Source organism: Ensifer sp. ENS06 (genome assembly GCF_014852205.1).
In the GTDB taxonomy this organism is placed as follows: Bacteria; Pseudomonadota; Alphaproteobacteria; order Rhizobiales; family Rhizobiaceae; genus Ensifer; species Ensifer adhaerens.
In genome coordinates, this window is sequence record NZ_JACVBC010000014.1 from 112,304 (window position 1) to 125,442 (window position 13,139).

Genomic DNA, 13,139 nt, shown 5'->3' on the forward strand with positions numbered 1-13,139 from the left:
GCGCCTTATAGTTTTATTGCCGCTTTCCGTCCAGCCGGGGGGCGGTTTTTCAGTTGGCCGAGACCTGCGCGCGGCTCAAGAGGAAGCTGTGTCCGTCGTCACGGCGGCAGGAAAGGCCAGTGCGTTCCGACACGCAGGAGAACGGCCCTCGCGACCAGCTTTGCCCATAGTCGAGCACAGTCCCAGTCGAACAGCAGCTGGGATCGCCGACGGCGTGATTGAGCGTGGCTGCTCCCGCCCGGCCAAGGGTCGCCCTGACATAACGCGGCGCGACGATATCGCAGGCCAGCTCCGGACCGCCATCGGCGGGCTGATAGACGGACGTGCCGCCAGCCGGCGTGTAGATACAGCCGATATTGCCCGAGGGCATCGCGAAGATCTCCGGCTCACCCGCCGGTCGGACCGTGGTCTCCGGCTGGCTTTGCGGCTGTTGCCCCTCGGGAGACGGCATGCGCGGCGGCGGCGCGCCACCGGCCTCGGCAAGAGTCGAGAAGGAGAGAAAGAACGATACGCCAACCACGAGCAACTTCATCGGGCGATCCCAGGATGTTCAAACGCCCTTGAGGATATAAATCAGTGGTTTGCTTGGCAAGGAACGCAGGGATACTTTGATACTGGCGCTGTCGGCGTAACGCTTGTCGTAGTCGTCGCCGAACATGTCCAGAAAGGCGTCGATCGGCGGGCCACGGCGGTGCATCGGCAGGATCAGCGAGGCGCGCAGCCGGCTGACCACCCGGCTCATGCTCTCGGCACCCATGGTCAGGCCGCCATCGACAGGCACCATGAGCACGTCCAGCCGGCCAATCTGGCTGTAGTGGCTGTCGTCGAGTTCATGGTGCAGATGGCCCAGATGGCCGATGCAGAGATCCGCCACCTCGAAGATGAAGATCGAGTTCCCGTCGTGCTCCATGGCGCCGCCGCCGGCGCGGATGTCGGTCGTCACGTTGCGGATGTGGGCGTCGCCGACCACGAGATCGTGGCGCGCCGGTTGGCCGCTATCGCTCCAGCCATGCAGCACGGTCTTGATCGCCGGATCCGGCGTCAGCGTGTAGTGGCTCGAATGCGCCTTGTTCATGGTCGCGACCATCGGCGGCATCGACGGTGCATACCAGCCGCTATAGTCGGTTGCGATCGAGACGCCGCCGGGCGTCTCGATCAGGAAGGTGGAATGGCCGAGATAGCTGATCGTCACCTCGCCGGCCGTCGTCTGCCCCTTGGTGGCAGCCGCGGGCGTGAAACTGGCAAAGGTTGCCTGGGGGAGCGTTTCGGCGATCGCCTGGCATTGGCTGACAGGGCGCGGCTGTTGCTGCGCATGGGCGACCGATGGCCAGAACGCGTGGATGAACCATATGGCGGCGAATGTGTAGACAAAGTACCGGAGCATCAGCCTTCACCTCTCTCACTTGCCGCCTGACCTCGGGCCTTTGGGGGCACGCGGCGGGCAGGTATTGAACAGCGAATGGAAGCCTTTGCCTTCGCTCGACCGAACGGTGGCGTCACGGGGCGCGGAAAGAATTGTTCAAGGGCCCGGCCACGTCCAGTTACAAACGGCAGGCGGTGCTCACGTTTACGTCACCGGCCCTGAGGCCGATAAGGCAACGATAGCCTCGTCAAAGCCAAATGCCCCGGCATTGCTGCCGGGGCATTCGTCAGATTATCGTCGGGCCTGCCCTATTCGGCCGGGTGCGGCGGCGGTTCGCTCACCGCCGCCTTGCGTCGCCGGAACGACCGGAGCGCGACGTAGAACACCGGCGTCAGGAACAGGCCGAGGAACGTTACCCCGAGCATGCCCGAAAACACCGCCGTGCCGAGCGACTGGCGCATTTCGGCACCCGGGCCGGTCGCGATCATCAGCGGCACCACGCCGAGGATGAAGGCAAAGGCGGTCATCAGGATCGGGCGCAGGCGCAGCTGGCTCGCTTCCACAGCCGCCTCGATCGGCGTCTTGCCCTCGTCTTCGCCCTGCCGCGCGAACTCGACGATCAGGATCGCGTTCTTGGCCGCAAGACCGATCAGAACGATGAGCCCGATCTGGGTCAGCACGTTGTTGTCGAGCCCGCGGATGAACACCCCGACCAATGCGGCCAGCACGCCGAGCGGCACGATCAGGATGATCGCCAGCGGCAGAACCCAGCTTTCGTACTGGGCCGACAGCGCCAGGAACACGAAGACGACCGACAGTGCGAAGATGAACACCGCGGTGTTGCCTGTCTGGCGCTCCTGGTAGGCGAGTTCCGTCCACTCGAAGGTCGTGCCCTGCGGCAGGATCTGGGCGGCGAGCGCCTCCATCTTGTCGAGAGCCGTACCCGTCGAGACCCCGACCGCAGGGTTACCCTGGATCGGCACCGAGACGTACATGTTGTAGCGCTGCACCAGCGTCGGACCGGCCGTATCCTGGATCTCGACAAGCGTACCCATCGGCACCAGCGCACCGGTTGCCGAGCGCACCTTCAGCGCCAGGATGTTGTCGCGCTCGACGCGGTACTGCTGGTCGGCCTGCGCCCGCACCTGGTAGACGCGGCCGAAGGCGTTGAAGTCGTTGACGTAGGACGTACCGAGGTTGATCGACAGCGCCTCGAAGATGTTGGGGATCGGCACGTTGAGTGTGCGCGCCTTGTCGCGGTCGATCGCCAGGAAGTATTGCGGACTGGAGGCCGAGAAGGTGGTGAAGACCCCGGTCAACCCTTCCGTCTGGTTGGCAGCGCCCATCATCTGGTAGGCAAGCCCGAGCGCGCGGCGCATGTCGGAGCTCTGCCGGTCCATGATCTGCATCTTGAAGCCGCCGGAGTTGCCGATGCCACGCACCGAGGGCGGCGGCACGGCGATGATGAAGGCTTCCTGGATGCTCTGCAGGCTGCCATAGAGCTGGCCGATGATCTGGTTGGCCCCCTGCCCGTTCTTCAGCCGCTCTTCGAAGCTTTCGAAGGAGGCGAAGACCACGCCCGAATTGGACGCGTTGGTAAAGGTCGCACCGTTGAAGCCGGCAAAGGCGACAGCACTTTTCACGCCCGGCACGTCCTGGATGATCTTCGAGGCCCGCTTGACGACGGCGTCCGTCCGGTCGAGCGATGCGCCGTCCGGCAGCTGGATGACGACGATCGCATAGCCCTGGTCCATGGTCGGCACGAAGCCGCGCGGCACGATCTGCGCCATGTACCAGGTGGCCCCCAGCAGCCCGACGAAGACGAGAAGGGCCGCGGCCAGCGCCACCTTCGTCGAGACGAGCTTGCGCACGACCCATGCATAGCCCGACGCCATCCGGTCGAAACCGTTGTTAAAGCCGTTCGCCAAGGCCTTGCCGAAGCGCGTCAGCGGATTGCGGCTTTCATGATGGCCGTTCTCGTGCGGCTTCAACAGGATAGCCGCCAGCGCCGGTGACAGTGTCAGCGAGTTGAAGGCGGAAATCACCGTTGCGACCGAGATCGTCACGGCGAACTGCAGGTAGAACTGGCCGGCGATGCCGGGGATGAAGGCCGTCGGCACGAACACCGCGGTCAACACCAGCGAGATCGCGATGACGGCCGCCCCCACCTCGTCCATGGTCACATGCGACGCCTCGCGCGGGGTCATCCCTCGCGCGAGATTTCGCTCGACGTTCTCGACCACCACGATCGCATCGTCGACGACGATACCGATCGCCAGCACCAGGCCGAACAGCGTCAGCATGTTCAGCGAGAAACCGAAGGCATAGAGGAAGGCGAAGGTGCCGACGAGTGACACGGGGATGGCGACGATCGGGATGATCGCCGTGCGCCACGATTGCAGGAAGACGAGAACGACGATGGCAACGAGAATGGCCGCCTCGGCGATCGTCTTGTAGACCTCGTTGATCGATTCCGAGATGAACTCTGTCGGGTTGTAGACGATGCGGTATTCGAGCCCGTCGGGGAAGTCCTTGGAAACGTCGGTCATCACCTTCTGGATCTGCTCGGCGGCGTCGAGCGCATTGGTGCCCGGCCGCGAGAAGATGCCGAGCGCCACCGCCGGGCTGCCGTCGAGATAGCTGTTGTTGACGTATTCGCGAGCACCGAGCTCGACACGCGCGACGTCCTGCAGCTGCACGAGGCGACCGCTTTCCGTCGCCTTGACGATGACGTAGCGGAACTGCCGCGCGTCGCTGAAGCGGCCGTCCGTCGTGACCGTGTACTGGAACGCGCTGTCGCCCGGCGCCGGCGGACCACCGATCGAACCGCCGGAGACCTGCACGTTCTGCTCGCGCAGAGCCTGCACCACGTCACCGGCCGTCATGCCATAGGCCGACAGCTTCTCCGGATCGAGCCAGACACGCAGCGCATATTCGCGCTCGCCGAACAGGATGACGTCGCCGACGCCATCGAGCCGGACGAGCAGGTCGCGAATACGAGTGCGCGCATAGTTCGAGACGTAGAGTTGGTCATAGCGTTCGGTCGGCGACAAAAGATGCACGACCATCATCAGGTCGGGCGAACTCTTGGCCGTGGTGATGCCGATCCGCCGGACTTCTTCCGGCAGCCGGGGCTCCGCGATCGACACGCGGTTCTGTACCAAGACTTGTGCCTGGTCGAGGTCGGTGCCGAGCTTGAAGGTGATCGTCAGCGCCATCGAGCCGTCGGCGGTCGAATAGGAGGACATGTAGAGCATGTTCTCAACGCCGTTGATTTCCTGTTCGAGCGGCGTCGCGACGGTGTTGGCAACGGTATCGGCGTCAGCACCCGGATAGGCGGCGCGAACGACGATGGTCGGCGGGGCGATTTCCGGGTACTGCGCCACGGGAAGCTGAAAATAGGCGATACTGCCGACGATCAGCAGCACGATCGACAGCACCGACGCGAAGATCGGCCGGTCGACGAAGAAGTGAGCAAACCTCATTGCGCCGCCCCCGCTGCTTGCGCTTCGGGAGGAAGCTGCACCGTCTCGGGCTTTACCTTGGTGCCGGGCCGCGCCCGCATCAGACCGTTGACGACAATGGTCTCGTCGCCGGTCATGCCGGAGCGGATGACGCGGTAGCCATGCAGCTTCGGGCCGAGACGCACGGGCTTGGTCACCACCGTTCCATCCCCGGTCACCTCATAGACGATGCGCTCGTTCTGGTCGGCGCCGATCGCTTCGTCCGGAATGAGGACGGCCTTGTAGGTGTTCGAGCCTTCGATCTGCACACGGCCGAAGAGACCGGGCTGCAGCACGAGGCTCGGGTTATCGAGACGGGCGCGCACGCGCATCGTGCCGCTCTGCGGATCCACGCGGTTTTCGGCGAAGTCGAGCTTGCCCTTGAACGGCTCCTCTTGCGAGTCGGCGATGGTGACCAGCACTTCGAGCGAGCCGCCGCCTTCTTGCAACGCGCTGCCGCGCTCGCGCGCGACCCGTGCATAAGAAAGCAGCCGCCGTTCGTCGACGTCGAAGTAGAAATCGATCGGGTCGAGCGACACGATCGTCGTCAGCACCGTCTGGTCAGCCTGGACGAGATTGCCCGTCGACAGCAGGCGCCGGTCGACGCGGCCGCTGAGCGGCGCGGTGATGGTGGTGTAGTCAAGGTCGAGCTTGGCACGCTCGACCGCCGCTTCCGCGCCGCGCACCAGCGCCTGCGCCGACAGGAGTTCGCGGCGGTGATCGTCGAGCGTCGAGACCGAAAGCGTGCCGGTGCCCGTCAGCGATTGCGTCCGCTTGAACTGGGCCTCGGCGAATTCCAGCGACGAGCGCGCCGATTCCAGCGTCGATTCGGCCTGGGAGAGAGCCGTACGATAGGGCCGCTGGTCGATGACGAAGAGCTTGTCGCCCTTCTTCACCAGGGCACCATCGGTGAAATTGACCTCGTCGAGATAGCCGCCGATGCGGGCGCGAACCTGCACCTCGTCGACGGGCTCGAAACGGCCGATGAACTCGTCGCTGTCGATGACGTCCCGCACGACTGGCTTGGCGACGGTCACCACGGGCAGTTGCGCGTCCTGCGCCTGGGCACCGATTGCGGATAGAAGGGAAAGAGAAGCGCCGACGATCATCGGCAAATGCCACTGAGACAACATGCATGCCCTCCGAATGCACTTGGATCACGAGGGGCAGCCAATCGACCAGACCACCGCGATCGCTTTGAATATTTCAGAGCGGGGCCTGTGCGCAAAACAGCCGCATTACCCGTCCCGCTCCGCACAAATCCTCGGATCGGCAGCGATCCGAGAGGCAAAGTCACACAAGCAATCAAATGATACAGCGGCCTTGCGCCCTTCGGCCCGCGAACGCTGTCAGGTCAAATTCGCTGGGCAGCGAGCAATTGCCCGTGGCGCAGCGACAACAGCACATGCCCGCAATCCAGGACTGCGCACACCATTCATTCTGCAAAAACCCACGAATACATCACGCCCCGGCCCGGCGTGATTTCGCGATAACCTGCCATCATTTGATGGGGTTGTCACCTTGAAAAAAATCAACTCCAATAAGGCGATACGGGACAACCAAAGGTGCCCGCGCGCCGCTTCGCGCTGCGTTCAGAATGCCGCCTGACTTGGCCTTAAGACCAGAAATCCGGGATCGTTTCCGCCAGTCTCGGCCCCAGTCGCAGCGGCGCGATCTTCTCGGCGAGCCCGGTGCGATCGGAGATCTCGACCCCGAGACCGCAGATGGTGGCCGGACCCGAGGCCGCCTCGAAGCGCCCCTTCGGCATCTTCGAGATGAAGCGGTTGAGCGGCTCCTCCTTGTCCATGCCGAGCGAGGAATCGTAGTCGCCGCACATGCCGGCATCGCTCATATAGGCGGTGCCGCCGTTGAGGATCTGGTGGTCGGCGGTCGGCACGTGCGTATGCGTTCCGACGACGAGGCTGGCGCGACCGTCGACGAAATGGCCGAAGCACTGCTTCTCGCTGGTCGCCTCCGCATGGAAGTCGAACACGATCGCATCCGCCTGCTCGCCGAGCGGGCAGGCATCGAGGATGGCCTCGGCCGACTTGAAGGGGTCGTCGAGTTCGGGATGCATGAAGACGCGGCCCATGACGTTGGCGACCAGCACGCGCGCGCCATTGCGGGCAAAGAACAGGTTGGATCCGCGGCCGGGCGTGCCGGCCGGATAGTTGGCCGGGCGCAGGAACTGGTCGTGCCGCTCGCAGAAGACCACCGCTTCCTTCTGGTCCCAGACGTGGTTGCCGGTGGTCACCACGTCGGCGCCGGCGTTGATCGTCTCGAGGAAGATGTCTTCGGTGATCCCGAAGCCGCCCGCGGCGTTCTCGCCGTTGACGATGACGAAATCGAGCTTAAGGTCGCCGATCAGTCCCGGAAGCCGCTCCCAGACCGCCGTGCGGCCCGTCTTGCCCACCATATCTCCCAGAAACAGAAGCCTCATGCTCGCTCAAATCCCACCAGGGCAGTTCCGGCGGAAGCGCGTCAGCGGTTGTGGCGGCCGGACCTGCGTAAAACAAAGAGGTAGAGCGTCTACACGATCCTGGGCCGACAGGAAACGCCCAAGATCGATTCCGCGTGGGATCGCGAACCAATCTTCCGCCTCGGCCCGCGCGATTTCAAAGCGCCGGGCCGTCGCTCAGCTTCGTCAATGACCTAGAAATGCCGGAATCCGCTCTCGGTGAGAACGGCATCCAGCGCCACATCGTGCGGTTCGGCCGGCACGGCAGCCACCTCCTGGCAGTCGAACGCGATGCCGATCAGTTTCGGCAGATGCCCCTTGTTGCGCAACCGGTCGATGGCCCGATCGTAATAACCGGCACCGTAGCCGATCCGGTGACCGGTCGCGTCAAAGGCAGAAAGCGGCACGAGCATGATATCCGGGTCGAGCACCGGAGCATCCGGGCCAGGCCCCGTCGTGCCGAAGCCGGTTGAGATGATGTCGACGCCATCGAGCAGTTCGCGAAAGACGATCGTCTTCTTGTCCATGATCACAGGCAGGCAGAGCCGGGCGCCGCGACTCTTCAGCCGCGCCATCAGCGGCCGGATATCGACCTCGGAGCGGATGGGCCAGAAGCCGGAAACGATGTGGCCCGGATCGAGCGCAATGACGTCGCCGGCATGGTCGGCCATGGTCAGGCTCGCCTCGATGCGTATCTCCGCGGGCATCGCATCGCGCAATGCCAGCCGCTCGTTGCGCAGCGCCGCCTTCAGGTCTTTCGGTGACATCGTGCCCTCTCCTGCCTCATGCCATCGTCGCGGACGAATTCTCCTCCCGAAATGGCACAACCCGTCACTTTCTCGCCGATTCCCGGCTCAATCACCAGCCTATATACCCGATGTCGCCCGTGCACATTCACCCGCATCGCCGCTTTTGCCGCGGTTTGCGACAGCACTGCCAGCGCCTTCCCGGTTCGGCACAGCATTAGCGTTCCGTTCATCATGGACGACGGTTCCGCTTTCGCGCATTGGCGACCGCATGCAAATAAAGACGCGATTTCAAATAATTAGCAGGAACTAATGCCCGCGTTCGATGTATGGACGCGCTCCTGCAGGCAGCAGTGGAAAAGCCGACGTCCATGAAGGACCAGATGAAAGAACTCGAACCGTTGGAACTGCGTTGCCTGACGCTTGCAGCCCGCGGCCGCACGCGCCAGGACATGATGCGCGAAACCGACATTCCGCTCGACCGGATCGACCGCGCGCTGGAAGACGCCATGCGCAAGCTGCAGGCCGGCAATCTGGCCGAAGCCGTCTTTCGTGCCGCAAGGCTCGATCTCATCTCGTAAGGATTGGCGCGGGCACGGCCTAGAGCATCCAGTGCGACCGATAGACCGCCTGCCCCAAGATCCGCTCCCGCTGCCGAAGGTCGGGGTCGCCTGCCGAGATCCCGACGTCGCGCAGCAGCAACGGCTTGTCTGCCGGCACCTCGACGGACGCCTCGACAAACAGCAAATCGACAGTCCATTGCCTTGCCCTGCGTCGGGCGATAACGAACGTTTCGGAAAAGGCGAGAACGGCAAGCACGCTCATGGAAAGGACTCGGGCGCAAGATGATCTGACGGGACGATCTTCGTCCTCGCATTGACATCTGACAAACGAATTGCAAGCATGACTGTCATCAGAAAATCTGATGGTTGAAGCCATGCCCCTTCCCCTCGATAGCGATCTGCTCAGAACCTTTCTCGCGGTTGTCGATACCAGCAGCGTCACGCGCGCCGCAGACATCGTCGGGCGCACCCAGTCGGCGGTCAGCATGCAGATCAGGAAGCTCGAGGATGTGCTCGGCGACGCCCTGTTCGAGCGCCATTCGCGCGGTGTGGTGCTGACGCCGCAGGGACTGCGGCTCGTCGACAATGCCAGGCGCATCGTTACCCTGCTCGACGACACGGCCGCCGCGCTCCGCCAACCCGCGCTCGACGGCGCGGTCCGGATCGGATTGCCGGAGGAATACATCAACTCGACCTTGCCGAAGGCGCTCGGCAGTTTCGCCGCCATCCACCCGGGCGTCGAAGTGACCGTGCAGCAGGGCGCGTCGATGACCAATGTCGCAGCGCTGGAAGCGGGCGAGATCGACCTTGCCGTCGTCTTCGAGCCCGGCGGAAAGACGAGGAACGAGGTGCTAATGATGGATCCGACCGTCTGGGTGACGTCGGAGCAGCACCGGACCGACGAGCGCCGCCCGGTACCGATCGCGACCTATACCTATCTCGAAGGCGGTTGGTGCGACGACCTCGCCCAGCGCAACTTGAGGAAATGCCGCATCGACAACCGCGTCGCCTATGTCAGCCGCACCAGCGGCGGCCTGATGGCGGCGGTGGTATCCGGCCTCGCCATCGCGCCGCTTGCCCGCAGCAGCATTCCGGCCGGCTGCCGCGAACTGACCGCTGATGACGGCTACACGGTGATCGATCACTCGAATGTCGTGCTGCGGATTTCAAAGGCCGGAAACGGCAAGGACCGGATCGTCGAGGCCATGGCCGACGCCATCCGCCGGGCCTTTGCCGGGGAGTGAACGAGCAACGGAAAGAGGGAGAAGTGCGATCCACACAACCGATGGATATTTTACGATCCCGGGTGCCTACAAAGTAGGTGGGCGCCATGTGTCCGAACCCACGGGTCCGGACAGGGACAGCTCCCTTAGGATCGAGTATGGCCCCGGGGATTGTGGTTCCTGTCGGGGAGCGCAGACCGCATACGATATATAAAGTGTCTCGGTGCTTCGCGCCAGTGGCTCGCCGACGAAACCTTGTCAGCTCGACGGCGTCGTGGGGCGGCCGTTCAGCTTGGCGGCGATACCGTGGATCTGCTGGGTCACTTCGCTGAGCGCCGAGGCCAGTGCCTCCTCGTTCTTCAGCTGATCCGAAAGCGCGGCGTCGCGCCCATTCGTCAGGTTTCCGACCTCGGCTTCGAGGTTCTTCAGCCGGCGATTGACCTCGCTGAGCTCGTCCATGACCATGATGCCGGCCATGACGGTCAGGCGCAGATCGCCGATCTCGCCAAACTGGGTCTTGAGGTGTCCGACATACTGATCGAAATTGGTGGCAAGCTCGATCAGATGATCTTCCTGCCCTTCCTCGCAGGCCATGCGATAGGCCTTGCCATCGATCGAAACTGTCACCTGCGCCATGTCGCTTGTTCCTAGCGGTCGAGCACCGCCCGAATGGTTTCCATCGCCGTCACGAGGCGACGGGAAACCTCACGGTTGACCTCCTCGAGCCGGTTTGCCCGGAACTGCGACTGATCGAGTTCCTGCGCCAGCCGCGACCGGTCGGTGTTGACGCGTCGCACCTCGCCCTCGAACTCGCTGAAGTCCCGCTCCCTGTCAAACCGACCGTCGATCGCATTCTCCAGGGATTGCACTGCGTTTCGCAGTTCGTCGATCGCCGCTTTGACAGTCTTTGCCGGCATGTGTTCCGAATACCTCGCCCATGAGGCCGAATCGCCCGAATCCCGTCCGCCGCTTCGGCTCGATCTTTTTTAAACCTATTACGTAAGTCTCAACAATGCCAAGTACAGCAAACAACAGCGGAAGCTGTGGATGGATTGCGTAGCCGGCTTTCTTCAACGGCAGTGCAGCAGGCTTATTGCATTGCGGAACAAGCACTCGGGCAGGGACCGAAGCAAGCTGCCGTCAAATGGCCGCGGAAGCCCCGTATTTATTGACTCGCACGGCGCACCTGCTATGTGTCAGCCGCTTCTTGCGCGGTCTTTGGAGGATAGAGACCGTTCCCTGACCACCGAACGCAAACGGAACAGTCATGATCTCTCGCGAAAAACACGACCGGATGGCAAATGCGATCCGTTTCCTCTCCATGGATGCCGTCGAGAAGGCAAATTCCGGCCACCCTGGCCTGCCCATGGGTGCAGCCGACATAGCGACAGTCCTCTTCACGCGCTATCTGAGCTTTGACCCCAAGAACCCCTCCTGGCCGAACCGCGACCGCTTCGTGCTGTCGGCCGGCCACGGCTCGATGCTGCTCTACTCGCTGCTCTATTTGACGGGCTACGAAGACATCTCCATCGACGAGATCAAGAACTTCCGCCAGCTCGGCGCCCGCACCGCCGGCCACCCGGAATACGGCCACGCCGCCGGCATCGAGACGACCACCGGTCCGCTCGGCCAGGGCATTGCCAATGCCGTCGGCATGGCGATCGCCGAGCGCAAGCTGCGCGACGAATTCGGCTCCGACCTGATGGAGCACTACACCTACGTGCTCGCCGGTGACGGCTGCCTCATGGAAGGCATCAGCCAGGAAGCGATTTCGCTCGCCGGCCACCTGAAGCTCAACAAGCTGGTCGTCTTCTGGGACGACAACAACATCTCGATCGACGGCCCGATCTCGATCGCCGACTCGACCGACCAGCACGCCCGCTTCCGCGCCAGCAACTGGAACACCATTGCCGTCGACGGCCATGATCCGGACGCGATCGCCGCTGCGATCGACCAGGCTCAGAAGTCCGACAAGCCGACGATGATCGCCTGCAAGACGACGATCGGTTTCGGCGCACCGAACAAGGCCGGCACCCACAAGGTTCACGGCTCGCCGCTCGGCGCCGAGGAAATCGCCGCCACCCGCAAGGCACTCGGCTGGGAAGCCGAAGCTTTCGTCGTTCCCTCGGACGTTCTCGACGCCTGGCGTCTGGCCGGCCTGCGCTCGACCAAGGCGCGCAAGGAGTGGGAAGACCGTCTTGAAAAGAGCGAGGGCGAGAAGAAGGCCCAGTTCGTTCGCCGCTTCTCCGGCGAGCTCGAAGGCCGTCTGTCCTCCGCCATCGACGACTACAAGAAGAAGCTCGCCGAAACCAAGCCGTCGCCGGCAACCCGCAAGGCTTCCGAAGACGCGCTCGAAGTCATCAACGGCGTTCTGGCCGAAACCATCGGCGGCTCGGCCGACCTGACCGGCTCGAACAACACCAAGACGAGCCAGACCAAGTCGATCACCCCTGACGACTTCTCCGGCCGCTACATCCATTGGGGCGTTCGCGAGCACGGCATGGCTGCAGCCATGAACGGCATGGCGCTGCATGGCGGCGTCATCCCCTATTCCGGCGGCTTCCTGATCTTCTCGGACTATTGCCGTCCGTCGATCCGCCTTGCCGCTCTGATGGGCATCCGCGTCATCCACGTGCTGACGCACGATTCCATCGGCCTTGGCGAAGACGGCCCGACGCACCAGCCGGTCGAGCATATGGCAGCGCTGCGCGCCATCCCGAACCTCCTGATGTTCCGCCCGGCCGACGCCACGGAAACGGCCGAGTGCTGGCAGCTGGCGCTCGAAAGCCACAACCGCCCGTCCGGCATCGCGCTGACGCGCCAGAACCTGATGGCCGTTCGCACCGAGTATGAGGAAGAAAACCTCTGCGCCCGCGGCGCCTATGACCTGATCTCGGCCGCCGACGCCAAGGTCACGATCTTCGCCACTGGCTCGGAAGTCGAAATCGCCGTCAAGGCCTGCCAGACGCTGACCGCCAAGGGCATCTCGACCCGTGTCGTCTCCGTTCCCTGCTTCGAGCTTTTCGCCGAGCAGAGCGAAGACTACCAGCAGGCGATCATCGGCAACTCGCCGGTCAAGATCGCCGTCGAAGCCGGCATCCGTCAGGGCTGGGATCACTTCATCGGCAGCGATGGCACCTTCATCGGCATGTCGAGCTTCGGCGCTTCCGGCCCCTACAAGGAGCTTTACAAGCACTTCGGCATCACGCCCGAGGCGGTGGTCGCCGCCGCGGAAACGAAGCTCGCCTGATCAATCTGCGGGGCGCGCCGAAAGGTGCGCCCC

General features: G+C 63.6%; 12 protein-coding genes and 1 other RNA gene. 3 read left to right on the forward strand and 10 right to left on the reverse strand.

Going from position 1 to position 13,139, the window contains the following annotated elements:
* Window positions 1-49: 49 nt before the first annotated feature.
* The 6 genes from IB279_RS30850 to IB279_RS30875 form a co-directional block, all read right to left on the reverse strand.
* A complete protein-coding gene (locus tag IB279_RS30850; protein WP_090299744.1) occupies window positions 50-532 on the reverse strand; it encodes a hypothetical protein in 483 nt (160 codons plus the stop codon).
* Between the two features lie 18 nt (window positions 533-550).
* Window positions 551-1,387, reverse strand: a complete 837-nt coding sequence (locus tag IB279_RS30855; RefSeq protein ID WP_090299742.1) for an MBL fold metallo-hydrolase — start codon at window positions 1,385-1,387, stop codon at window positions 551-553.
* A gap of 284 nt (window positions 1,388-1,671) precedes the next feature.
* On the reverse strand, window positions 1,672-4,848 hold the full coding sequence (locus IB279_RS30860; protein WP_112771798.1) for an efflux RND transporter permease subunit: 3,177 nt from the start codon (window positions 4,846-4,848) through the stop codon (window positions 1,672-1,674).
* Window positions 4,845-5,999 carry an efflux RND transporter periplasmic adaptor subunit gene (locus tag IB279_RS30865; protein ID WP_034806198.1) on the reverse strand — a complete coding sequence of 385 codons (1,155 nt, stop codon included), beginning with the start codon at window positions 5,997-5,999 and terminating at the stop codon, window positions 4,845-4,847. The genes IB279_RS30860 and IB279_RS30865 overlap by 4 nt, the downstream gene beginning before the upstream one ends.
* 482 nt (window positions 6,000-6,481) lie before the next feature.
* Window positions 6,482-7,306: a YmdB family metallophosphoesterase gene (locus IB279_RS30870; RefSeq protein WP_034806196.1), complete on the reverse strand. Its 825-nt coding sequence runs from the start codon at window positions 7,304-7,306 to the stop codon at window positions 6,482-6,484.
* A 212-nt stretch (window positions 7,307-7,518) separates the two neighbouring features.
* On the reverse strand, window positions 7,519-8,091 hold the full coding sequence (locus IB279_RS30875; protein WP_034806194.1) for a 5-formyltetrahydrofolate cyclo-ligase: 573 nt from the start codon (window positions 8,089-8,091) through the stop codon (window positions 7,519-7,521).
* Between the two features lie 350 nt (window positions 8,092-8,441).
* Here IB279_RS30875 and IB279_RS30880 point away from each other — a divergent pair, with 350 nt between their 5' ends.
* On the forward strand, window positions 8,442-8,651 hold the full coding sequence (locus IB279_RS30880) for a hypothetical protein (RefSeq protein ID WP_034806648.1): 210 nt from the start codon (window positions 8,442-8,444) through the stop codon (window positions 8,649-8,651).
* Between the two features lie 19 nt (window positions 8,652-8,670).
* Here IB279_RS30880 and IB279_RS30885 read toward each other — a convergent pair whose 3' ends face one another.
* Window positions 8,671-8,895, reverse strand: a complete 225-nt coding sequence (locus IB279_RS30885; protein WP_112771797.1) for a hypothetical protein — start codon at window positions 8,893-8,895, stop codon at window positions 8,671-8,673.
* A 100-nt stretch (window positions 8,896-8,995) separates the two neighbouring features.
* Between IB279_RS30885 and IB279_RS30890 the strand changes: the two genes are divergently transcribed.
* The gene (locus IB279_RS30890; protein WP_234798711.1) at window positions 8,996-9,877 is read left to right on the forward strand and encodes a LysR family transcriptional regulator; all 882 of its coding nucleotides are present in this window, start codon (window positions 8,996-8,998) and stop codon (window positions 9,875-9,877) included.
* Window positions 9,878-9,900: 23 nt separating this feature from the next.
* On the opposite strand, the gene ssrS is transcribed toward IB279_RS30890, so the two are convergent.
* From ssrS to IB279_RS30905, 3 genes are all read right to left on the reverse strand, one after another.
* Window positions 9,901-10,058: non-coding RNA, 6S RNA (ssrS, locus tag IB279_RS30895), on the reverse strand.
* Between the two features lie 56 nt (window positions 10,059-10,114).
* Window positions 10,115-10,492: a cell division protein ZapA gene (locus IB279_RS30900; protein ID WP_034806187.1), complete on the reverse strand. Its 378-nt coding sequence runs from the start codon at window positions 10,490-10,492 to the stop codon at window positions 10,115-10,117.
* 11 nt (window positions 10,493-10,503) lie between these two features.
* Window positions 10,504-10,773 (reverse strand): DUF4164 domain-containing protein, encoded by a 270-nt coding sequence (locus IB279_RS30905; RefSeq protein ID WP_034806184.1) that lies wholly within the window; start codon window positions 10,771-10,773, stop codon window positions 10,504-10,506.
* Window positions 10,774-11,123: 350 nt separating this feature from the next.
* Here IB279_RS30905 and tkt point away from each other — a divergent pair, with 350 nt between their 5' ends.
* The gene (gene tkt, locus IB279_RS30910) at window positions 11,124-13,106 is read left to right on the forward strand and encodes a transketolase (RefSeq protein ID WP_112771796.1); all 1,983 of its coding nucleotides are present in this window, start codon (window positions 11,124-11,126) and stop codon (window positions 13,104-13,106) included.
* The last annotated feature ends 33 nt before the right edge of the window (window positions 13,107-13,139 follow it).

Coding starts and splice junctions, on each gene's coding strand:
- IB279_RS30850 (WP_090299744.1), bottom strand. CDS start 532: ATGAAGTTGCTCGTGGTTGGCGTATCGTTCTTTCTCTCCTTCTCGACT.
- IB279_RS30860 (WP_112771798.1), bottom strand. CDS start 4,848: ATGAGGTTTGCTCACTTCTTCGTCGACCGGCCGATCTTCGCGTCGGTG.
- IB279_RS30865 (WP_034806198.1), bottom strand. CDS start 5,999: ATGTTGTCTCAGTGGCATTTGCCGATGATCGTCGGCGCTTCTCTTTCC.
- IB279_RS30870 (WP_034806196.1), bottom strand. CDS start 7,306: ATGAGGCTTCTGTTTCTGGGAGATATGGTGGGCAAGACGGGCCGCACG.
- IB279_RS30875 (WP_034806194.1), bottom strand. CDS start 8,091: ATGTCACCGAAAGACCTGAAGGCGGCGCTGCGCAACGAGCGGCTGGCA.
- IB279_RS30880 (WP_034806648.1), top strand. CDS start 8,442: ATGAAGGACCAGATGAAAGAACTCGAACCGTTGGAACTGCGTTGCCTG.
- IB279_RS30885 (WP_112771797.1), bottom strand. CDS start 8,895: ATGAGCGTGCTTGCCGTTCTCGCCTTTTCCGAAACGTTCGTTATCGCC.
- IB279_RS30890 (WP_234798711.1), top strand. CDS start 8,996: ATGGTTGAAGCCATGCCCCTTCCCCTCGATAGCGATCTGCTCAGAACC.
- IB279_RS30900 (WP_034806187.1), bottom strand. CDS start 10,492: ATGGCGCAGGTGACAGTTTCGATCGATGGCAAGGCCTATCGCATGGCC.
- IB279_RS30905 (WP_034806184.1), bottom strand. CDS start 10,773: ATGCCGGCAAAGACTGTCAAAGCGGCGATCGACGAACTGCGAAACGCA.
- tkt (WP_112771796.1), top strand. CDS start 11,124: ATGATCTCTCGCGAAAAACACGACCGGATGGCAAATGCGATCCGTTTC.